The organism is Rhizobium croatiense (assembly GCF_019793465.1).
GTDB classification, from domain to species: Bacteria; Pseudomonadota; Alphaproteobacteria; order Rhizobiales; family Rhizobiaceae; genus Rhizobium; species Rhizobium croatiense.
Window position 1 is genome coordinate 132,905 of the sequence record NZ_JAILYJ010000004.1, and the last position, 20,737, is coordinate 153,641.

Here is a 20,737-nt window from a genome sequence, read left to right on the forward strand (position 1 = left end):
AGGTTCCCATGGACGACAGACTTCCGGTCACGGTGCTTTCCGGCTTTCTCGGCGCCGGCAAGACGACGCTGCTCAACCACGTGCTCGCCAATCGCGAGGGCCTGCGCGTCGCCGTCATCGTCAACGACATGAGCGAGGTGAATATCGACGCCGCCCTCGTGCGCGACGGAGGCGCCAATCTCTCGCGCACCGAGGAGCAGTTGGTCGAGATGACCAATGGCTGCATCTGCTGCACGCTGCGCGACGACCTTTTGAAGGAGGTCCGCGACCTCGCCAACCAGGGCCGCTTCGATTACCTGCTGATCGAATCGACCGGCATTGCCGAGCCGTTGCCCGTCGCCACCACCTTCGAGTTCCGCGACGAGAACGGAGAAAGCCTTTCGGATGTCGCGAGGCTCGACACGATGGTAACGGTGATCGACGCCGCCAATCTGCTCGCCGACTACGCCTCCGCCGATTTCCTCGCCGACCGCGGCGAAACCGCAGGTGACGGCGACAACAGGACCCTCGTCGACCTGCTGGTCGAGCAGATCGAATTCGCCGATGTCGTGGTGCTGAACAAGATCGGCACGGCAAGCGAGGATGAGCGCGAGGCCGCACGCAAGATCATCATCGGCCTGAACCCGGATGCCAAGCTGATCGAGGCGAATTTCGGCAAGGTGGCTCTGAAGGACGTGCTTGGCACCGGCCGCTTCGATATCGACAGGGCCGAGACCCATCCGCTCTGGTACAAGGAGCTGCACGGTTTCAAGGACCATGTGCCGGAGACCGAGGAGTACGGCATCCGCTCCTTCGTCTATCGCGAGAAGCGGCCGTTCCATCCGGCCAAGCTCCAGGCCTTTCTCGACAAGACCTGGCCGGGCGTGGTGCGCGCCAAGGGCTTCTTCTGGCTGGCGACGCGCCCGCACCATGTCGGCGAGATCAGCCAGGCGGGCGCGATCGTGCGCACCGGCAAGATAGGCCTGTGGTGGGCAGCCGTCCCCCGCGAACAGTGGCCGCAGGAGCCTCGCTTCCTCAACGCCCTCGGCCCCTATCTCGATCCCGTCTGGGGCGACCGCCGCCAGGAAATCGTTTTCATCGGCGCCGACCCGATGGACGAGGCCTGGATCAGGAAAGAACTCGACGCCTGCCTGGTGGAAGGCGATGCCTTCATGCCGGAGCGCTGGCGCAAACTGCCTGATCCTTTCGCCAGCTGGAACAGGCAGGCCGCATGAAGGCGGCGGCGATCACCCGTTACCGCTGCGTCTGCGAGGAATGCGATCCACTGCCACCGATCGAGGGGCTGCATCCGTTGACCTATGACGGAGCGCCGGAGGAGCGAACGACACGGGCATTGTTCGGCGTAATCGCTAGGCAGGTAATGCCGATCCGTCGGAAGGCTTCTGCGGGAAATAATCCCGCGGGAACGGAATGACCGGAGAATGCAAGATTGGCATAGGCGAAAGGTGTGTTACCGGCAAGCGCCGACAGGGCACGCCCTCACCTCCCTCCTCCCTGTGGCCTCAGGCTTCGCCCGAGGATGTCACGGGGATTCAGCGCGCCCAAGTCCTTGGGCGCGGGAGACTCACTTCCTGTCAAGGGAGTCATTCACGGCGGACGCACGTGGCTGGATTCCTGTCACAGGCACAGGAATGAGGGAGCTGAGAGCGCGTGCGACCAGGCTATCAGGACAGAGACAAACGCGGCAGAGCTTTTTCAGCAAATGTGTACTTTGACAGCACCCTCACACCAACTTTGAGGGTCGAGAAAGGGCGGCCAAAGCCGCCCTTGCCATATCCGCCGATCAACGACCGACGATGACATTCGAAATGACGCCGTTGGTGATGCCGATCAGTAGGAAGTCGCGGTCGGCGCGGACCCAGCGATAACCGCGCGGCGGAGGGGCCAGCCGGTAGCGGCGGTAGTCGTTGACGTTGGAGAAGCGGCTGCGCTCGCTGGCGTTGACGCGGTATCCCTTCTTCCAGTGCGGCCGGACGACCGTCTTGTGGATGACCACCTTCTTCTGCACGACAACAGGCGGACGGCGATGATCGTCAGCGCTGGCCTGTGAGACGACCATCGGCGAGAGAAGGAAGGAAGCGGAAAGAAGAGCGGCAAAGATCTTTTTCATGTGCGGTTCCTCGTTTGGGCACGGGAGAAAACTAGGCCCGAAAAGATGAACGAAACTGAAAGTTAAATTAAACTTCCGTAATGAAATCTGCGACCTGCGCGGCGCCTCTTGCATTTTAGATGAAGCTTATACACCAACATTCGTGGCCGCCCTCGCCCTTCGAGGCCCTGACGGGGCACCTCAGGATGAGGCCTGAGAGAAGCTGCGGCCGCCGCCGGAAACCGGGGCTGCAAGACGCACCGCTCAAAGGCCGGAGCCTCGAAGGACGGGGCGGGTGACAAGACTAGGGCCAACCACCCCAAACGTTAGAATGCCATCTGCGCCTTGCCGCTCGCGCGGGAGCGTGTAGTTTCGGCCGCGCGTCAATTCAGAGGTCAGCAAGACATGTCCCCTTCCCGGCGGAGGCAACAATGAGCACTCACAACGATGCCCTGCCCGTTGCGAGGCCGGCCGACGGCTCGCCGCTCGAGGTTTTCCGCGTCTTCCTCAAGCTCGGTCTCACCTCCTTCGGCGGGCCGATTGCCCATCTCGGCTATTTCAGGGACGAGTTGGTGGTGCGGCGCAAATGGATCGACGAGGCCGGTTACGCCGATCTAGTGGCGCTCTGCCAATTTCTGCCGGGATCCGCCTCCAGCCAGGTCGGCTTTTCCCTCGGCGTCCTCAGGGGCAACGGCCTTGTCGGCGGGCTGGCGGCCTGGTGCGCCTTCACGCTGCCGTCGGCGCTCATGCTATTTGCTTTCGCGCTCGGCGCCGCCGCCATCGTCGTCTTCGTCGGCGGATCATTCGGCCAGATCGGCGCGATTGCACTTGGAGCGGCGGCGGGCCTCTATTTCTGCCGCGCCGATGCGCCGGCGCTTGCAGGCCGTCTCGGCTTTCCCGTATCGCGCCGTGCCGGCGCGATCGCCCTTGTCCTCTTTGCCGCCTTCTTCCTCATCCCGCCGCTTCTCGCCAATGCGACCGGCCATCAGGGGATCGCGCTCTTCGATGCCTTCTACCGCACGGGTGCGCTGGTCTTCGGCGGCGGCCATGTCGTGCTGCCGCTGCTCCAGGCGGAAGTTGTCGCCCCCGGCTGGGTGACGAACGAAACCTTCCTCGCCGGTTACGGCCTGACGCAGGCCGTGCCGGGTCCGCTCTTCACTTTCGCCGCCTATCTCGGCACGGTGTTGACACCCGCGCCGAACGGATGGGCGGGCGCCGTCATCGCGCTTGTCGCGATCTTCCTGTCGGGCCTTCTCCTCGTCTACGGCATGTTGCCCTTCTGGGATGGCTTACGCACCCGCCCGGCCATGCAGGCGGCCATGCGCGGCACCAACGCCGCCGTCGTCGGCATTCTGGGGGCGGCGCTCTACAGCCCGGTCTGGACGAGCGCTGTGCTTTCGCCGCGGGATTTCGCATTGGCGCTCACCGCCTTTCTGCTGCTCACCGTCTGGAAGGCGCCGCCCTGGATCATCGTCCTGCTGCTGGCGGCAGCTTCGGTCTCCCTCGCCGCGCCCGGCGCATAGCGCCACGAGCGGATTCGATTTTCGGAACGATTGGGCGCAGATTTGAAACAGGAGCGTCCGCCGCGCGTCCCCTCGGGCCGCCGCGTACAGCGCTCCGCGACAGCGGAAACACCATGGAGGGAACCATGCCCGGCATCAGCATGCGTTATATCGTCGACGACGTCGACGCCGCGGTGGAATTCTACACCAGACATCTCGGCTTCTCCGTCGCGCTTCACCCGGCGCCGAGCTTCGCCATCCTGACCAGGGACGGCTTTCGGCTGCTCGTCAGCGGCACGACGGGTCCGGGCGGAGCCTCCCAGGCGATGCCGGACGGACGGAAGCCCGAGCCCGGCGGATGGAACCGCATCCAGATCGAAGTCGCCGACCTCGAGGCGGAGGTCACGGCACTGCGCCAGGCCGGCGCGCGTTTTCGCAATGAGATCGTGCAGGGCATCGGCGGCAAGCAGATCCTGCTCGATGACCCCGCGGGAAACCCGATCGAGCTCTTCGAATCGCCGAAAAGATGAGCATAGCGGCATCGCAAGAACGACGGCTGCGCCTTGCCAGCCGTCCCTGAGCGTGTAGTTTCGGACTCGCGTCAATTCAGAGGTAGGCAAAATATGTCCGAATCCGCGGGCGGGCCCTTCGACTATGTCGGGATACTAGCCGTGTTTTTCCTCGTCGCCGCCAACGGCTTCTTCGTCGCCGCCGAATTCGCGCTTGTGTCGGTCAGGCGCAGCCGTGTCGCCGAGCTTGTCGCGGCAGGGCGCATGAATGCCTCTGCGCTCCAGCGGGCCGTCGACAATCTCGACGCCAATCTTGCCGCGACGCAGCTCGGCATCACCATCTCATCGCTGGCGCTCGGCTGGGTCGGCGAGCCGGCGCTCGCCCATCTGATCGAGCCCCTGCTCTCCTGGCTGCCCGAACCATGGGCAGCGACCGGCGCCCATACCGTCGCCATCGTCGTCGCCTTCGTCATCATTACCGCGCTGCATATCGTGCTCGGCGAGCTCGCACCCAAAAGCCTGGCGCTGCAGCGCAGCGAGGCCACCTCGCTGGCCGTCGTGCGTCCGCTCGGGTTCTTCCTTGTATTGTTCAAGCCGGCGATCTTCACCCTCAACGGCATGGGCAACCTCGTGCTGCGGGCCGTCGGCCTTCGCGCCGGAACCGGAGAATCCTCGTTCCACTCGCCGCAGGAATTGAAATTGCTGGTCGCCGAAAGCCAGGAAGCCGGGCTTTTGAACCCGGTGCAGCAGCAATTGGTCGAGCGGGTATTCAACATCGGCGACAGACCGGTCTCCGACATCATGACCCCACGTCTCGACATCGAATGGTTCGATGCCGACGACAGCGAGGCGGAGATCCTGAAGACGATCCGCGAATGCAGCCACGAGCAGCTGCTGGTCGCCCGCGGCTCGATCGACGAGCCGATCGGCATGGTGTTGAAGAAGGATCTTCTCGATCAGGTCCTCGACGGCGGCAAGGTCCGGCCGCTGGAGGTGATCAAGCAACCCCTGGTGCTGCACGAGGGCACCAAGGTCGTGCGCGTGATCGACAGCTTCAAGGCTTCGCCCGTGCGCCTCGCCATCGTTATCGACGAATATGGCAGCCTCGAGGGCATCGTCACCCAGACAGACCTGCTGGAAGCCATCGCCGGCGATCTGCCGGGCGCCGACGAGGAACCAGACATCGTCGTTCGGGAAGACGGCTCGCTGTTAATCGACGCGATGATGCCGGCCTTCGACGCCTTCGAACGCCTGGGCCTCAAGGATCGCCCCGACGCCGACTTCCATACGCTGGCAGGCTTCGCGCTGCACCAGCTTCAGCACATCCCCGAAGCCGGCGAGATATTCCTCTTCGACGGCTGGCGCTTCGAGGTGATCGACATGGACGGCATGCGCATCGACAAGATGCTGGCGACGCGCATTGCCGCCGAGGGGGCAGAGGCGTAATCAGTTCATCGCCAGCGTCCAGACCATGCCGGCGGCGGCGCAGCTGAGCAGTGTTGCGATGACGGAGGTCTTGAATCGGAAGATCGCGATCGCGGCGACGGCAGACAGCGCCATTGCCGCCGGCACCGCCGATTGCAGCACCGGAATGTCGAGCCGCAGGCCGGCAAGGCGGACGACGGCAACTTCGGCAAACAGCGTATGCAGACCAAACCAGATGGCGAGGTTGAGAATGACCCCAACCACCGCCGCCGTTATCGCCGACATCGCCCCTGCCAGCGCGACGTTGCCACGCAGCTTTTCGATGAACGGCGCCCCCAGGAAGATCCAGAGAAAACAGGGCACGAAGGTCACCCATGTCGTCAGCAGCGCTGCAAGCGTGGCAGCCAGCATGGGATCCAGTGATCCCGGATCGCGGTAGGCGCCCATGAAGCCGACGAACTGCACCACCATGATCAGCGGTCCCGGCGTCGTTTCGGCCATGCCGAGGCCATCGAGCATCTCGCCCGGCTTCAGCCAGCCGAAATGCTGCACGGCTTCCTGGGCAACATACGCAAGGACGGCATACGCCCCGCCGAAGGTGACGACAGCCATCTTGCTGAAGAACAGGCCGATCTCGGCGAAGACGCTGTCCGCCCCGAAGATCGCGTAGACGGCAGCGACCGGTATAAGCCACAGGGCAAGCAGCACCGTCGACATGCGCAAGGACCAGGCGAGATTCGGGCGCGCATGCGCCGGTATGTCCTCGCCCAGCACTGAATCGGCATCCGATAGCACCGGCCCGCTGCCGGCCTTGTGCCCGCCGCCGGTCTTGAAGGCGGCAAGCCCGGCCCGGCCGCCGAAAAAGCCGGTAATTCCGGCTGCGAGCACGATCAGCGGGAACGGCACATGAAGAAAGAAGATGGCGACGAAGGCCACTGCCGCGATCGCGATCATGACCTTATTCCTCAAGGCCCTTCCGCCGATACGAATGACCGCCTGCACGACGACGGCGAGCACGGCCGCCTTCAGGCCGAAAAACAGGCCGGCGACGATGGCGACGTTGCCATGGGCGGCATAGATGTAGCTGAGACCGAGAATCGACAGAAATCCCGGCAGCACGAACAATATGCCGGCAACGAGGCCGCCCAGGGTCCGGTGCATCAGCCAGCCGATATAAATGGCGAGCTGCTGCGCCTCGGGGCCGGGAAGCAGCATGCAATAGTTGAGCGCATGCAGGAAACGGTGCTCGCCGATCCATCGTTTCTCGTCGACGATGATCCGGTGCATGACGGCGATCTGACCGGCGGGGCCGCCGAAGCTCAGGGCCGCGACGCGGAGCCAGACCTTGAAGGCTTCGCCGAACGAAACGCCGTGATGACGCTCCTCGCCTGCCTGTTTCTCCGCAATTTTTCCGGCCGACGCATTTTCTGTCATCTCGGCCATCTCATGCCCTCTTCTTCGGAGCGGGCCAGTTGTGGGTTTCCTCCGTCGCGTCGCGGCACCAGCGGAAGAAGGCGTCATAGAGAAGCATGCCGGCCTCGAGCTGCTCCAGATCGTCGGAATACATCCTGGACAGGCCGAGCGAAGCGGCAAGCAGGCCGGGCGCTTCGGGTGCGAGATCGAGCCGTGCGGTATCGGCGGCCCGGATGATCCGCGCCAGGCGCAGGAGCGGTTCCGACCCCAGAGCGAACTCCTCGACCATCACGTCGAAGGTGCAGAGCTCACCGCGATGGCTCCAGAACACCTCTTCGATATCGAAGGGTGTTGCCCCGAAGCGCGCGCCGACCTCCAAAACCTCGGTCGTCGGCACGAACAGGAACAAGGCGCTCGGATCGACGAAACGCCGGATCAGCCATGGACAGGCGATGCGGTCGATCTTCGGCCGCGCCCGCGTCACCCAGACGGTGCGTCCCTCCAGGTCGCGGCGCGGCAGCTTTTCCTCCGGTACCGCCAACCCCTCAGCGATCCAGGATTCGAAACCGCCTTGGAGACTCTCGGCGTCGATCCCGGCATGGCGAAGATAAGCGGCCACACCATGGCTGAGCTTGCCGCCCCTCTGGCAGACCACGACGACGGCATCGGCCTCGACGCTGCCGGCCCAGGAGGCGACATCGGTATGGCTGCGCCGGATCGAGCCCGGCACCAGCCGCGGATCGAGCGCAAAGTCCTCTTCCGTGCGAACATCGATAATACAGGGCGCAGCCGGGGTTCCGATGAGCCGGCTGAGTTTGTCGGGAGAAATTTCAAGAAATGACGGCATGACGCGTCCTCCGTTAATCGGTTTACTGGACGCGATTCTTCAGCATGGCGCCTCGTGGGGTGATCGCGACCCCATGGCAAAATCATGCGCAAAGAGACCCACCCATGTCAAGCGCTCGGCCCGCCAAGGCGGCGGTGCGCTGGCAGCGCCCACCGGTCGCGCCGCAGATTTAAGCGCCGATTCTGGCAGGCTGCAGGCGGAAATCCCTGATATTGCTCGCCTCGCGGCCCCAGAATGGAACAAAATGCTCTTTGCTCCATTTCTTTGTCACCGCAAGAGGAGAAAGTACCATGACGTACGACCCCAATAATGCCAACGACCCGAACCGCCCGCTGAATCCGAATCTGGATTTGCGCACGACCCCGACCGCGCGCACCAGCAATACGTGGGTTGTCTGGGTTGCTGCATTGGCCGTGATCGCTGTCGCTGCATTCGCCTATTCGCAGTGGAGCAGCACCCCCGGCACCTCCCCGGACACGACAGCCTCCACGACCCAATCCGAGCCGGCGCCGGCCAAGCCGATCGCTCCGACCGACAACAGCGCAACGCCCGCACCCGCACCGGCACCAGCCCCGGCCACGCCGCCGGCTGCCCCTGCCCAGCAGTAAGCGCAGCGTCGCAGAAAGAAGCCGACCCAAGGCCGGCTTCTTCTCCGCGGCGGGCCTTGAACGTCGCCACGCAAGTCCTATCTAAGGACCATAGAGTTTGTCTCTGACGGTTGACCACGGATGTACTGGCAGCCGTTGTCGAGACAAATCGAGGAAGGGTCGGTGCGAGTTTCGCCCGGCCTTTTTTCTTGCCCTATCGGTCGGCGCGCAACGCATACCTTCTGTGCCCGCATTCCGATCTTATTTGGGGATCCTGTTGTAGAAGGATTGGGGATCGTACACGCACTCATAGTCGAGAAGGCACATTTTTCCGTCCGCATCCCTGACGGCTGCCGTGTCGTATTTGTCACCCAGATTGCACCTGGCCGGCGGATAACGGAAGCTGCGACCCCCGATCCCCATGCGCACGAAGACCTTCTTGTTCTGACGGATGATCTGCGCGAGCTCGCGGCAGCTGTGATCGCCCGCTCTGACCTCCGTTGCGCCTGCGGCAAAGGCCGGCAGCGGCAACAATAGAGCGACGGCAAAAACGACGATTCTCATGACCCCTCCGCTTGGTAACGAAAGATAAGGCGCGCATAGACCGCCGCTGCCAGTCCTAAGCATGCGGCCCGCTTCGGCGCAAGACCCCGCCTTGACCTCTAATATGTCAATCTCATCAAGAGGTTTTTGGTGGGTGATGTAGGGCTCGAACCTACGACCCGCTGATTAAGAGTCAGCTGCTCTACCAACTGAGCTAATCACCCGTTCGCGCTTGGCTGCGCGGTGTGACGGGGCGTATAAACAGGATCGGCAGGCTTGTCCAGCGCATCGGCGAAAATTCTTTGGTTAATCTCAAAGATTTTTCCGCATGGCCGAAATGCAGCGCGTGATCCTGAAAGCCGGCACCGATCTTCGGAAAGGATTATGCGCAGATTCAAAGTGATAAAGCCGACGCGGCGCGTCCTGCCGGACGCAGCGGCGCTCTCATGAAATCAAAGGTCGAGGGTGCCGCTGGCCAGCCGCACCGCTTGACCGCCGATCCGCGCGTTGGAAATCGCCCCGCCTTCGACGTCGATATGCAGGTGGATGAAAGAGGGGCGACCCATCTCGACGCCCTGCTCGATCATGATCGGGTGGTGCCCGTCCGTCAGCCGGTCGAAATGGCGGATGGCTCCGGAGAGTGCGGCTGCCGCCGCGCCGGTGGCCGGGTCTTCGACAATGCCCATGCCGCTGGCGAACATGCGTGCATGAAACTTCGCCACGTGGTTGACGCCGCCGCGGCAATAGACATAGGCCGAGGCCAGCGCGCCATCGACGAAGGGCACGATCTTTTCCCAGAGCTGCGGATCGAATTCCACCCGCTGCGCCGTGCCGACATCGTGCACCGGAATGAGCAGGAACGGAACCCCGGCGCTCCAGAGCGAAGGAACGTGATTTTCAAAGCCGATCTCGGTGACCTTCAACGATAAAGCGTCGGCGATGCCGAGCTTGTCGAGCGGCATGACGGCCTGCTGCGATTTTCGCGGCAGGTCGAATTCGGCAAAGCTCGCCTCGCCTTCCCTGAGCCGCACGGCGCAACGCACCGGCCCGACATTTTCCTCGAGCACGGTAACGAGATCGACCGCCGCGGCACCATGAGCCCGTTCGGCCAGCGCGATCGCCGTGCCGACCGTCGGATGGCCGGCAAAGGGCAGTTCGCGGCCAGGCGTAAAGATCCGGAGCTTCGCCGCATAGGCGGGATTGGTCGAAGGCTGCACGAAAACCGTCTCTGAGAGATTGATCTCCCGGGTGATCGCCTGCATCGCCTCGTCGCTGAGATCGTCTCCATCGAAGACCACCGCCAGCGGATTACCGGCAAGTTTTCGATCGGTGAACACGTCATAGACGCTGTAGCTTCGCGCCACATCGGCCTCCTTGAATCGATCATCGCGCCGCCAACCTGCCCGACCAAACGGTCGAGTGCAAGGCGCTAACGCCGGTTACCCTTTCCGAAATACCAGTCGATGACGGGCAGCATGGCGACGTTATAGGGATGGGCGGCGGGATCGGCCGAACGGATCGCCGCCGCACCTGCGATCTCCTTGTCCTCGGCGACCAGCATGTGAGCCTCGATCCGCTTCACCATCTCGTCCGCCGTCAGGTCGAAGCGGAAGAGCCTGAGCAGCGTCACCGTGCGCCTGGCATGGCTGGCAAAGAGCCCTTCCGCCGCGACCGCGTCGGCCAGGTCCAGTCCGGTCTCCTCGTGAACCTCGCGGCACATATTGGCCTCGATGTCGCAGCGCCCGTCGATGATATCCTCCGGTTCCAGCGAGCCGGCCGCGAAATAGACCTGGCCGGGATTGGCGGTATGGGCGCCCATGCGGATCGCCACGAGCGCGCCGTCCGAGCTTTCGAGCACCGGATAGGCGAAGATGTGCAGGCCGCCTTGGCGCTGCGGCTGCCGGCGCCACCACATGAAGGCGGAAAATGGAGTGACGTAGCCCTCGCCCGCAATCCCCTCTTGGCTGAACGACAGCCGCTGCTGGAACACCAGGCGGCCGTCGAACAGCGCCGGGTTGGCGGCGGTTTCCTTCGCCCAGTTTTCACGGATCGCCGCTTCCTCGGCGATGACCAAGGGATGGGTGCCGGGCAGCACACGCAGGTCGACGCCGGCGATCGGGAAAACCGTCGCTTCCGGCGGCCACTCCACAAAATCATCGGAAATATCGCTGGTCGGAAATTTCATATTCAAATTCGTTTTCATGGGAGATCCAGTGTCATGACGACGGGGCAGTGATCGGATGCTTTCGGCCGGTCCCAGCCGGTACGTGGATATCGCTCCACCTCCTGGCCTGGCGGAAAGACGGTGCGGTAGGGTTGGCCGTTGCGGATGATTTCGGGCAGACGGCCGCTATTATGGGCGGCAAGTGCGGGCGAAAGCCAGATATAATCGAGCTGGCAAAGGTGCTGCTCCTGCGGGCCGCGCGCGTGATAGAGCGTCCAGCGGTCAAGCGGCTGGCGGCGGCGCACGACGTTTTCGGCAAAGCCGTCATGACTGAACACGTCGAGCGCGCTTTCGGCCTCTAGCTGGTGCTCGAAACGATAACCGGCGCCGCGCCGGCCGACAACGTCGACGCGTTCCTGATAGTCGTTCATATCACCGCAGATGGCGAAGCTCTTCTTGGCTGTGCGGCCGGCGCCGAAGCTGTCCTCGATGATGCGGCGCACGGCGCGCGCCTCGGCGCGACGGACCGGCAGTGTCGATTGCCGCCCGTCCAACCCGTCGCGAGGATTGCCCATCGATTTGAAATGCACGACATAGAGCGAGAGCGGCCGGCCGCCGATCAGAAGATCGAGCTCCAGGCAATCGCGCTTGAAGATCTTGTCGTCGATGCGGTTGCTGAGCGCGAGGTCCTCATCGAAGAGATCGAAGTCGCGATAGGTCGTCATCGCATGGCTTCTGATGTCCTTGAGCTCGATCTTCTGGCCGTCGCGCGTTTCCTCGCGCATCAAGACGGCGACATCGATGCCGCGGCTGTCATTGCCCTCGACCAGGAATTTCTGGCGGTAGCCGTTTCCGACCATGCGGAAGAGATAGCCGTATTCGAAGGCCTGCAGGGCCGCCATATTGTCGATTTCCTGCAGGCAGAGGATATCGGCATCCGCATCGGCGATCGCCAGCGCCGTCATCTGCCGGGTGTCGTCCGTGGCGGCAATCACCCGCGCCTGCTCGAGCTGCTGATAGACGCCCTCGCTGTTGACCTCGAAAAGCTTGATGACGCGGTCCTGGCGCAGCTGGTTGCGGAAGCCGGTGAAATCGAAACGGGTCAGCAGGTTTTCGACGTTGAAGGTGGCGAGGCGAAGCGACATGACGGGAATCCGGTTGCGGGCGGTACCTTAACCGGCAATTGCCACAGGGAAAGGTGGCGGACCCAAGAAAATTGCGGACAGGCGTGGCTTTTGCCAACCTCGGATGCGATAGCCCGCCTCCCTCATCCCACACCGGCCGGTGCGGATGAGGACCCGAACTGCGTCATCCGGCTCGACAGCCATGCGGCCGAAGGTGCGCAGCGGCTGGCAAAAGGCGCTACCATTGCCCAGGCCCCCTCGGATGATTAGTCGGCCTCGACTATGCGACAGCGCGGAAACCAAATACCCGGCCCATTTTTGCTGCTCGCAGAGCTTGCGTAAGCCGATCACTCAGGAAAAATATGCGATTTAAGGGAGGGCTGACCCACAAGTCAGGGGAGCCCTCGAGTGCGGCAGGACTGACGGCCACCTCGTTATCAAGAAGATCCGGCCACATGCTCAGAGTGCCGTCGCTAAATTCCATGACCCTTTGTGAATGCTTCCGAAGGAAAACATCCTTGTGCTCGCCGATGTTCAGGCAAAAGTATTCTCCCTCCACCGGCGTCTTGCGATCATGCTGAAAAAGCTTGATCGGATAGAGCGAGGAGTGACCGAGATCGAACTGGCGGAGCACATCGGCGCAGGACGCCGAAACCACGACCGCGCCTGCGGCAAGGCCATCTGACCGAGGCCCATGCCCGTTGGCAACGGATCAGCCGTAAACCCCTTGATTCGTGTTGAGTCCATGAAGGCGCGGCTGGCCCAGACCTGTGTCTTTTGTGACTGCGCCATAGTTGCGAGAATCTCCTGATTCAGTTCATGCGTACCGACCAAATCCTGACTAATAGTAGGGTAAAGTAGGATTGTTCTCACTCACGCTCGTGGCCAAGTTCAAAGAGAGATTATTCACATATTTGGCAAGCGAATGCGTAAGCGACGACACATCCCTTAATCTCATATAGTGTTATTCCCGAAACGATAGTTCTTCGTAGAAAAAACAAGTCTGAAAACACTCCATCCATCCGAACTGGCATTTGCAGTTACGATCACTATTCATGATAGATTTTAGCTATGTTGCCAACCATAATTTGCAACACGCGAATTCTTTACCCATGGGTCGCCAGCGCAGCCATCTGCCGCGTGTCGTCGGTGGCCGCGAACCCGCGCCTGCTCGAGCTGCTGATAGACGCCCTCGCTCGACATCTCGCCGCGCTTCAAGAGCCAGTTCCCCTCGGTGGCCCTTGGACTCGTCGGGGAATGCTTCCTCCCGACGAGCCATGGGTTTGGCTTTGAACCGTCCCCGGTTCTAAGCAGCTCCATCAAAGCCGCCAGCCTGCGCGGATGACGACGCGCACGGCTTCACCAGCCACGACAGCCACACGGCTGAAGGCGAGCAGCCTCTGGCCGTTGCGGAGGGTCAGCTTGACGGCATAACGCTCGCCCTCGAACAGCACGGATTCGACGGTGGCCGGAGCCCCCTCGCCGCCGATGATCACATCTTCCGGCCGCACGAGAATATCGGCGCCATCGGTGTTGGCCCCCTGCAGCGCATCCTGCAGTTCATCCCATTCCAAATGGCGTTCGCCGCCCATGACAGGCAGTGTCAGGATAGCGCCACGCCCGATCAGGCCGCCGACGGTGCGACCCTCCGGCCGGGCATAGATCTCGGCCGGCGGCGCCCCCTGCAGCAGGCGCCCTTCGGACATGACGGCGACGTCGGTCGCCAGCGCCATTGCCTCGCTCTGGTCATGGGTCACGTAGATCATCGTCGCACCTGAGCGCTGGTGAAACTCGCGGAAGGTTTCCTCCATCTCCTGCTTCAGGTGCCGGTCGAGATTGGCGAGCGGCTCGTCGAGCAGCACGACATCGGGCGAAGTCACCAGGCAGCGAGCGAGCGCGACGCGCTGGCGCTGGCCGCCGGAGAGATCGGCCGGCCGCCGCCCGGCATAATCGGCAAGCCGGACGGTCGAAAGCGCCTCGCCGACCTTCGCCCGGTATGCCTCGCCCGAGACACCGCGCACCTTCAGGGGATAGCCGACATTGTCGGCGACGCTCATGTGCGGCCAGAGCGCATAGGACTGGAAGACCATCGCCATGTTGCGCTTCTCGGGCGGCAGCGATTGGGCGGCATCGGCAAGCAGCCGCTCGCCGAGATGGATGGAGCCGTCGGAGGGCGTCTCGAAACCGGCGATCATGCGCAGCACCGTCGTCTTGCCGCAGCCGGAAGGCCCGAGCAGCGCCAGGAAGCCGCCCTCGCGCACATCGAGCGAAAAATCGCTGACGGCCGCGCGGCCGGTGCCAAAATCCTTGGCCACCCGGTTGAGGATCAGTTTCGCCATGGGACCACCCCTTTCGGCAGGTGCTTCGCCAGGAGTTCCAATAGCAGCATCATGGCGACGACCATGAGGACGACGAGCACCGACAGTGCCGAGGCAAGGTCGGAGCCGCCGCTGTCGTCGAGATTGTAGATGGCGACGCCGAGCGTCTGCGTACCGGCCGACCAGAGCAGTGCGGAGATCGTCAGCTCGTTGCAGGCGATCAGGAAGACGAGGATGACGGAAGCACCGGCGGCCGGCGCAATCAGCGGCACGATGATATCGGCAAGCCGCCGGAAGAAACCGGCGCCGGAAAGCCGTGCTGCCTCCTCCAGCGCCGGATCGAGCTGGTGGAAGGCGCTGACCACGGGTTTCAGGCTGACGGCGAAGAAGGAAGAGAAATAGGCGATGAGAATGATCCAGATCGTGCCGTAGAGCGAGATGTGGAGGAAGGGGATGGGCGCTGCAAAGACCAGGATGAAGGCGACCGCCATGACGATGCCGGGCAGCGAATAGGGTATCTCGATCAGGCTCGCGATGAGGCGGGACGCCGCATCCTTGCGCCGCGTCAGCATATAGGCCGCAAGCACGGTCACCACCAGGAGACACAGGGCGGTGGCGCCTGCAAGCGAGATCGAGTTGACGAAAGCCGTGCGCGTCACCGCCTGCCGGAAGAGAATCTCCTCGAAGGCATGCAGCGACATGGTCTTGAAGGTGAGCGGCACGCCGTAGGCCGGAACCAGCGCGCCGGCGACGAGCGCGAAGAAGGGTGCGGCGAGCATGAAGAACAGGATCGCCCAGAGGAGCGGCGTGAAGGCGAACCGCCCGGCGCCGAGCTCGAAGGCGGCGCTCGCCCCGGACAGGCCGATGACGCGGTAATCGCGGCCTCTGAGCGCCCGGTCCTGGATCATCAGCCCGGCGACCGAAATCATCGCGATGATTGCCGACAGCACGGCGACATCGCCGAAGGTGCGGCTGGTGAAGGCGGAAAACTTGGTGAAAATCAGCGTCGGCAGCGTGAAGATCGAGGCGGGAATGCCGAGAATGGCGGGAATGCCGAAATTGCCGGTGCAGGAGACGAAGGAGATCGCTGCCCCTGCGATGATGCCGGGCAGCGACAGAGGCAGGATGATGTCGCGGAAGACCCGAAAGCTGGAGGCGCCGGAAAGCCTTGCGGCCTCGACGCCGTCGCGCGGCAGCGTCATCAGCCCGGCGCGGAGCGCGAGATAGACCAGCGGCGCATGCTGGACGCCATAGAGCAGCGCGATGCCGCCCACAGAATAGAGCGGCTGCGGCGAGCCGAGCGGCGGAGCGATCGCGAGCGCCTTCAGCAGCGGGCTTGACGGCCCCGACATCTGCACCCAGGCAAGGGCAGTCACCTGCGGCGGGATCATCATCGGCAGCACGAAGAAGAAGCTGAGCAGCCCCTTGCCGGGGATGTCGGTCAGCGTCAGCAGGAAGGCGAAGAGACAGCCGATCAGAAGCGAGACGATCGTTCCGAGAACGGATGTGACGACGGTGTAATAGGTGGCCTGCCAGAGCGCCGGGTCGGCGAGCACATCGCTGACGCCGCCACTGGCAAACGCCGCGATCCCTGCTATGGCAAGGCGGGCGAGCGGCAGCACGCTGAGGATGAGCACGGTAATGACGATAAAAGGAAACAGCCAGGCGGGCTGGCTGTTTCCTGCTCTGACATAGCCTGGCATGAAGAGATCAGTTCGAGCCGTAGATGCCCGAGAAGGTCTTCAGATCCTGGTCGGTATTCTTCAGCGCTTCGGCGGCATTGACCGGCAGGACTTTGATCGTGTCGCGCGCCGGGAAGCCTTCCGGCACCTTCATGCCGTTGCGGGCCGGGATATAGCCGAGCTTGAGGAAGCCTTCCTGACCCTTTTCGGAGAGCACGTAATCGACGAACTTCTTGGCGGCCTCGGCATTCTTGCTGCTGGCGAGGATGCCGACCGGCTCGGTGACGGCGGAAACGCCTTCGCTCGGGAAGACGAATTCGACCGGGGCTCCCTTGGCCTTCTCGCGGATCGGCAGGTAGTCGACGACCATGCCGTAAGCCTTCTCGCCCGAGGCGACCGACTTCAGCACGGCGCCATTGCCGCCGGCGGCGATCGCGCCGTTTGCCTGAAGCGACTTGTAGAAGTCCCAGCCGAGGCCGGGAACGGCCGCAAGCGTCTGGCCATGGATGAGGGCCGCGCCCGAAGCAAGCGGGCTCGGCATGGTGACGAGGCCCTTGGCTTCCGGCTTTGTGAGATCCTTCCAGCTCGTCGGCTTCATGCCGGCCGAGGTGTTGTACATGATGCCGGTGGTGATCAGCTTGGTCGAGTAATAGTAGCCGTCGGCGTCATAAAGCGTGGCGTCGTATTGGGCGGCTTCCGGCGACTTGTAGGCGAGCAGCTTGCCCTCTTCCTTCAGGCGCTCCAGCGTCACCATGTCGGCGATCAGGAGCACGTCGGCGACCGGGTTGCCGGCCTGGATCTCGGCCTGCAGCTTGGCCATGATCTTCGGCGTGCCGTCGCGCACCCAGTCGACCTTGATATCGGCATTGGCGGCCATGAAGCCATCGACCGTCGCCTGCGCGTCTTCGTTCGGCTGGCTGGTGTAGAGAACGAGGTTGGCGGCCGAAGCCGGAATGGCAAAAAGGCCCGCGGCGAGAAGGGCGGCGGCGGAAACGATCGTTTTCATGGGAGGGGTCCTCGGGATTGCGTCACCCCTCCCTTATTAGGGGTCGTTGACAGAGATGTGACAGGCGGCGGCAGGCTCCGCCGCCCATGTCACCAGGGCTGCTGCGTGGGCATCACGAAGAGCTCGGCGATATCCATGCGGGCCGGCGCCTGCAGCGCGAAGAGCACCGTCTCGGCAATGTCACCGGCCTTCAGGAATTCCATCTGCTCCTTGAGCGCTTCCATCTGGCCACGATAATTGCCGTCGGAAATATGTTCGAAGAGTTCGGATTCCACCGCGCCCGGCTGGATGCAGGTCACGCGGATATTATGCTTCTTGGAAAGCTCGAGACGCATACCTTCCGAGATTGCCGTCACCGCGTGTTTGGTGGCGCAATAGACGACAAGGCCCGGGAAGACCTTCCTTCCGGCGATCGACGAGGTGTTGACGATATGTCCGCCCTTCTGCCTGATCATCATGGGCAGGACCGCGGCAGTCGTGTTCAACAATCCCTTGATGTTGACATCGACCATGCGATGCCACTCATCGGTCTTCAGCGCCTCCAGATCCGAGATCGGCATCAGGCCGGCATTGTTGAAGAGAATGTCGATCGAGCCGAAGGCTTCTGCGAGCTTTTCAGCGCCCGCCGTGACGGAGGCCTGATCGACAACGTCCATTTCGAGAGCGACGGCCTGACCGCCATTGGCAGCGATCTGCTGTTGCAGCGCAGAGAGCCGGTCGAGCCGGCGGGCGGCGAGCCCGATCTTGGCGCCTGCCTTAGCAAGCTTCAGCGCGGTGGCAGCGCCGATACCGCTCGACGCACCGGTGACGAGAGCAACCTTACCATCAATAGACATGTTTGCTTCCTTTCATGTGGCCGCTGCGAATACGGAGCCGGCCGCTGTTGACGGAAGACAATCTAGGAAAGGCGGCTGGCCTTCGCGCTCGGGCCTTTGCGGTCGATGTCGCGATCTTGCGGCAATCGTCAGCCGTCGCGATATTGCGAGGGCGTGACGCCAACGGCCTTGCGGAAGACGGTGGCGAAATGGCTGGGGCTGGAATAGCCGACGTCGAGGCCGATCTCGATGATGCCCCGGTCGGTTTCCCGAAGCAGCCTGCGCGCCTCGGCCATCCGCATGCGGATGAAATATTCCGAGGGCGAATAACCCGTCGACTGTTTGAAGACCCGGCTGAAATGGAACGGACTGAGACCTGCTTCGGCCGCAAGCGCTTCCAGGCTGAAGGCCTCGGCAATGCCGCTTTCCATCAGCTCCGTCACCCGGCGAAGCTTGAACGCCGGAAGGGCAACCCGGCGCCGCGGCGGCCGATCCGCATCCGCGTAGGAGCGCACGAGATGGACGGCCAGCGCCTGGGCAACGCCCTGCACGAAAATCTCGCTCGGGTCGCTCGCCTCGGTCAATTCGCTGAGGATCAGCTGCAGCAGATGGTTTATCAAGGGATCGCGTCCGGCCGATACGTCGCGCAGGCAAAGCCGGTCGTGGCCGATAGACAGGACCTCCGCGGCGGCCGCCTCGATCAGCGGCAGGCCAAGATAGACATGCATCACGCGGAACGGTTCGGCCGAGGTGGAGGTCCAGCGCATCTCATAGGGCGTCGCCGAATTGGTCAGGTAGAAGTCGCCGACATCGGCGCGGGCGGCCTGCCATTCACCGGAGAATTCGCGCTCTTCTATGACGGCCGAGCCTGAAAGGATCGAGACCAGCAGCGGCTCGGCAACGGCGGGAACGATCAGCCCCTCCTCCCGTCCGCTATGCGACAGGAGATGCACGAGAACGTTCCTCCAGGCAGGTCCCTCGCTTCGTGAGAGAAGGCGGCCATGGATGTGGTCTTTGAGCTTATCGGCGGAGGTTCTGAGCATCCGCGCATTCTGCGAGAACGGCTGCGGTCTTTTCAAGCCCATGATGGGGCTTGCAGCATTCGGGCCACGGCACTCTCGCGCCGTGGCCCTGAACGAATGTTATTTCGCAGCCTCTTCGATCAGTTCGGCAACCTTGTCAGGATGCGACACCATCACGACGTGGGAGGCGCCATCGACGACGACGGTCCGCTTGGACCCTGCCCGCTCGGCCATGAAGCCAAGAGCTGCGGCCGGGATATTCTTGTCACCGGTGCCGTAGACGAACCACGACGGCAGCTTCTTCCAGGCCGGCGCGCCGGATTTGTCGGTGAGCGCCGCCTCGGTGACCGGGCGTTGGCCAGCCGCCATCAGGGCAGCCTGTTCAGCCGGCACGTCGCTGGCGAACTGGTCATGGAACTTCGCCTGGTCGATATAGAGATCAACGCCGCCGCTGCTGAGTTTTACCGGGGCCGCAAGCGCTCCGCTCAGCGTGCCGCCCGGAAACTTGCCGGCAAGATCGGCAACCGATTCCCCTGCATCGGGCGCGAAGGCCGCGACATAGACCAGCGACTTGACGTTGTCATGGCCGTTCGCCGCGGTCGAAATGACCTGGCCGCCATAGGAATGGCCGACGAGGACCACGGGGCCGGCGATGCTGCCGACGACGTCGGAGACATAGGCAGCGTCATTGGCAACGCTGCGCAGCGGATTGGCGGCCGCCACGACCGGGAAGCCGTCCTTGCGCAGGATTTCGACGACGCCGTTCCAGCTGGACGAATCGGCAAAGGCGCCATGGACGAGGACGACGGTCGGCTTGGCCGGCTGAGCAACGGCAGCACCGGAGAACAGAGCGCCCGCCAGGGCGACGGCAGCAGCAAACTTGAACATTGGTCATTTCCTTTCGTCGGTTGAGTGTCGGAGGAGCCGAAGGGGGGTGAAGTGCTTTTCGGCTCTTTAAATTCGTCATTTGCTTTGTAGGCGATTTCTTCGTACACGATCTATCTAGATCATCTCATCCGGGACGTCAATAGCTTGCAAACAGATCGCGCACAAATTATATTGAAGCCACAGGAGAGCGTGATGAAAGACACCACATCGAATGATCTCGTCGACGTGCCCAAGATCGATGAAATGCTTTGCTTTTCGATCTATTCGGCCGGCCACGCCTTCAACCAGCTTTACCGCCCGCTGCTCGACGAATTGGATCTCACCTATCCGCAATTCCTCGTCATGACAGCTCTATGGGCGCGAGACGACCGCACGGTGAAGGATCTCGGCGAGACGCTTTTCCTCGATTCCAGCACCCTCACCCCGCTGCTGAAGCGGCTGGAAAATGTCGGCCTCGTCACCCGCAACCGGAATCCCGCCGACGAACGCCAAGTGCTCCTGCGCCTGACGAAAGAGGGACAGGCCCTGAAAAGCCGCGCCACCCACGTGTTCGACTGCATCGGCAAAGCCGTCGGCCTCGACGCCGAGACCGTCGGCAATATCCGGGACACGATCGCTTCGATCCGCGACACCATTCACAACAGGGATAAGGACGAGACCTGACCCTGGCAGGCACCCTGCGTCGCTGCGCCAAACGATTTTCTTCGACAAGCCGGTGGCATGTTGTACGATCCGTCTGCTGCCGCCGCGCGCGATCGGTCATTACCGTCACGCGGCGCGAAGATGCCGGCGCCCGCCATCTT

21 protein-coding genes and 1 tRNA gene are annotated in these 20,737 nt (G+C 63.0%); 8 read left to right on the forward strand and 14 right to left on the reverse strand.

Translation table 11 applies throughout. The annotated features are described in order from the left end of the window. Window positions 1–8: 8 nt before the first annotated feature. Both zigA and K6M89_RS30975 read left to right on the forward strand, forming a co-directional pair. A complete protein-coding gene (gene zigA / locus K6M89_RS08610) occupies window positions 9–1,214 on the forward strand; it encodes a zinc metallochaperone GTPase ZigA (protein ID WP_222139126.1) in 1,206 nt (401 codons plus the stop codon). Further along, a complete protein-coding gene (locus tag K6M89_RS30975; RefSeq protein WP_097578906.1) occupies window positions 1,211–1,414 on the forward strand; it encodes a hypothetical protein in 204 nt (67 codons plus the stop codon). The genes zigA and K6M89_RS30975 overlap by 4 nt, the downstream gene beginning before the upstream one ends. A gap of 369 nt (window positions 1,415–1,783) precedes the next feature. Here the strand turns inward: K6M89_RS30975 and K6M89_RS08615 are convergent, their stop codons facing one another. Further along, on the reverse strand, window positions 1,784–2,110 hold the full coding sequence (locus tag K6M89_RS08615; RefSeq protein WP_222139127.1) for an RcnB family protein: 327 nt from the start codon (window positions 2,108–2,110) through the stop codon (window positions 1,784–1,786). 410 nt (window positions 2,111–2,520) lie between these two features. Between K6M89_RS08615 and K6M89_RS08620 the strand changes: the two genes are divergently transcribed. The 3 genes from K6M89_RS08620 (at window position 2,521) to K6M89_RS08630 (ending at window position 5,546) form a co-directional block, all read left to right on the forward strand. After that, complete coding sequence (locus K6M89_RS08620) at window positions 2,521–3,612, forward strand: chromate transporter (protein ID WP_222139128.1); 1,092 nt, start codon at window positions 2,521–2,523, stop codon at window positions 3,610–3,612. 125 nt (window positions 3,613–3,737) lie between these two features. Beyond that, window positions 3,738–4,121 carry a VOC family protein gene (locus tag K6M89_RS08625; protein WP_097579006.1) on the forward strand — a complete coding sequence of 128 codons (384 nt, stop codon included), beginning with the start codon at window positions 3,738–3,740 and terminating at the stop codon, window positions 4,119–4,121. A gap of 93 nt (window positions 4,122–4,214) precedes the next feature. Further along, window positions 4,215–5,546: a hemolysin family protein gene (locus tag K6M89_RS08630; RefSeq protein ID WP_097578903.1), complete on the forward strand. Its 1,332-nt coding sequence runs from the start codon at window positions 4,215–4,217 to the stop codon at window positions 5,544–5,546. On the opposite strand, the gene chrA is transcribed toward K6M89_RS08630, so the two are convergent. Both chrA and K6M89_RS08640 read right to left on the reverse strand, forming a co-directional pair. Then, a complete protein-coding gene (gene chrA, locus K6M89_RS08635) occupies window positions 5,547–6,968 on the reverse strand; it encodes a chromate efflux transporter (protein WP_222139129.1) in 1,422 nt (473 codons plus the stop codon). It lies immediately after the preceding gene. 1 nt (window position 6,969) lies between these two features. After that, on the reverse strand, window positions 6,970–7,785 hold the full coding sequence (locus K6M89_RS08640) for a chromate resistance protein ChrB domain-containing protein (RefSeq protein WP_222139130.1): 816 nt from the start codon (window positions 7,783–7,785) through the stop codon (window positions 6,970–6,972). A 290-nt stretch (window positions 7,786–8,075) separates the two neighbouring features. Here K6M89_RS08640 and K6M89_RS08645 point away from each other — a divergent pair, with 290 nt between their 5' ends. Further along, window positions 8,076–8,393, forward strand: a complete 318-nt coding sequence (locus tag K6M89_RS08645) for a hypothetical protein (protein WP_097578902.1) — start codon at window positions 8,076–8,078, stop codon at window positions 8,391–8,393. Window positions 8,394–8,633: 240 nt separating this feature from the next. On the opposite strand, the gene K6M89_RS08650 is transcribed toward K6M89_RS08645, so the two are convergent. The 5 genes from K6M89_RS08650 to K6M89_RS08670 all read right to left on the reverse strand — a co-directional run bounded on the left by K6M89_RS08650 (window position 8,634) and on the right by K6M89_RS08670 (window position 12,224). Further along, a complete protein-coding gene (locus K6M89_RS08650) occupies window positions 8,634–8,936 on the reverse strand; it encodes a hypothetical protein (protein WP_222139131.1) in 303 nt (100 codons plus the stop codon). 127 nt (window positions 8,937–9,063) lie between these two features. Further along, window positions 9,064–9,139, reverse strand: a tRNA-Lys gene (locus K6M89_RS08655). Window positions 9,140–9,367: 228 nt separating this feature from the next. After that, window positions 9,368–10,279, reverse strand: coding sequence for a PhzF family protein (locus K6M89_RS08660; RefSeq protein ID WP_010034710.1), 912 nt, complete (start codon window positions 10,277–10,279; stop codon window positions 9,368–9,370). Window positions 10,280–10,344: 65 nt separating this feature from the next. Then, the gene (locus K6M89_RS08665; RefSeq protein ID WP_222139132.1) at window positions 10,345–11,118 is read right to left on the reverse strand and encodes an NUDIX hydrolase; all 774 of its coding nucleotides are present in this window, start codon (window positions 11,116–11,118) and stop codon (window positions 10,345–10,347) included. Further along, window positions 11,115–12,224, reverse strand: coding sequence for an endonuclease/exonuclease/phosphatase family protein (locus K6M89_RS08670; protein ID WP_222139133.1), 1,110 nt, complete (start codon window positions 12,222–12,224; stop codon window positions 11,115–11,117). Before K6M89_RS08670 ends, K6M89_RS08665 begins: the two co-directional genes overlap by 4 nt. Window positions 12,225–12,699: 475 nt before the next feature. On the opposite strand from K6M89_RS08670, the gene K6M89_RS08675 reads away from it, so the two are divergent. Continuing rightward, window positions 12,700–12,888 carry a hypothetical protein gene (locus K6M89_RS08675; protein WP_222139134.1) on the forward strand — a complete coding sequence of 63 codons (189 nt, stop codon included), beginning with the start codon at window positions 12,700–12,702 and terminating at the stop codon, window positions 12,886–12,888. A 634-nt stretch (window positions 12,889–13,522) separates the two neighbouring features. On the opposite strand, the gene K6M89_RS08680 is transcribed toward K6M89_RS08675, so the two are convergent. The 6 genes from K6M89_RS08680 to K6M89_RS08705 all read right to left on the reverse strand — a co-directional run bounded on the left by K6M89_RS08680 (window position 13,523) and on the right by K6M89_RS08705 (window position 19,934). Then, window positions 13,523–14,542, reverse strand: a complete 1,020-nt coding sequence (locus tag K6M89_RS08680; RefSeq protein ID WP_222139135.1) for an ABC transporter ATP-binding protein — start codon at window positions 14,540–14,542, stop codon at window positions 13,523–13,525. Then, a complete protein-coding gene (locus tag K6M89_RS08685) occupies window positions 14,530–16,224 on the reverse strand; it encodes an ABC transporter permease (protein WP_222139136.1) in 1,695 nt (564 codons plus the stop codon). Before K6M89_RS08685 ends, K6M89_RS08680 begins: the two co-directional genes overlap by 13 nt. 7 nt (window positions 16,225–16,231) lie before the next feature. Continuing rightward, complete coding sequence (locus tag K6M89_RS08690) at window positions 16,232–17,209, reverse strand: ABC transporter substrate-binding protein (protein WP_222139137.1); 978 nt, start codon at window positions 17,207–17,209, stop codon at window positions 16,232–16,234. A gap of 89 nt (window positions 17,210–17,298) precedes the next feature. Next, window positions 17,299–18,045 (reverse strand): SDR family oxidoreductase, encoded by a 747-nt coding sequence (locus tag K6M89_RS08695; RefSeq protein ID WP_222139138.1) that lies wholly within the window; start codon window positions 18,043–18,045, stop codon window positions 17,299–17,301. Between the two features lie 128 nt (window positions 18,046–18,173). Continuing rightward, complete coding sequence (locus K6M89_RS08700; protein ID WP_222139139.1) at window positions 18,174–19,067, reverse strand: helix-turn-helix domain-containing protein; 894 nt, start codon at window positions 19,065–19,067, stop codon at window positions 18,174–18,176. A 99-nt stretch (window positions 19,068–19,166) separates the two neighbouring features. Further along, window positions 19,167–19,934, reverse strand: coding sequence for an alpha/beta fold hydrolase (locus tag K6M89_RS08705; RefSeq protein WP_222139140.1), 768 nt, complete (start codon window positions 19,932–19,934; stop codon window positions 19,167–19,169). 192 nt (window positions 19,935–20,126) lie between these two features. Here K6M89_RS08705 and K6M89_RS08710 point away from each other — a divergent pair, with 192 nt between their 5' ends. Beyond that, on the forward strand, window positions 20,127–20,597 hold the full coding sequence (locus K6M89_RS08710; RefSeq protein ID WP_222139141.1) for a MarR family winged helix-turn-helix transcriptional regulator: 471 nt from the start codon (window positions 20,127–20,129) through the stop codon (window positions 20,595–20,597). Window positions 20,598–20,737 lie beyond the last annotated feature (140 nt).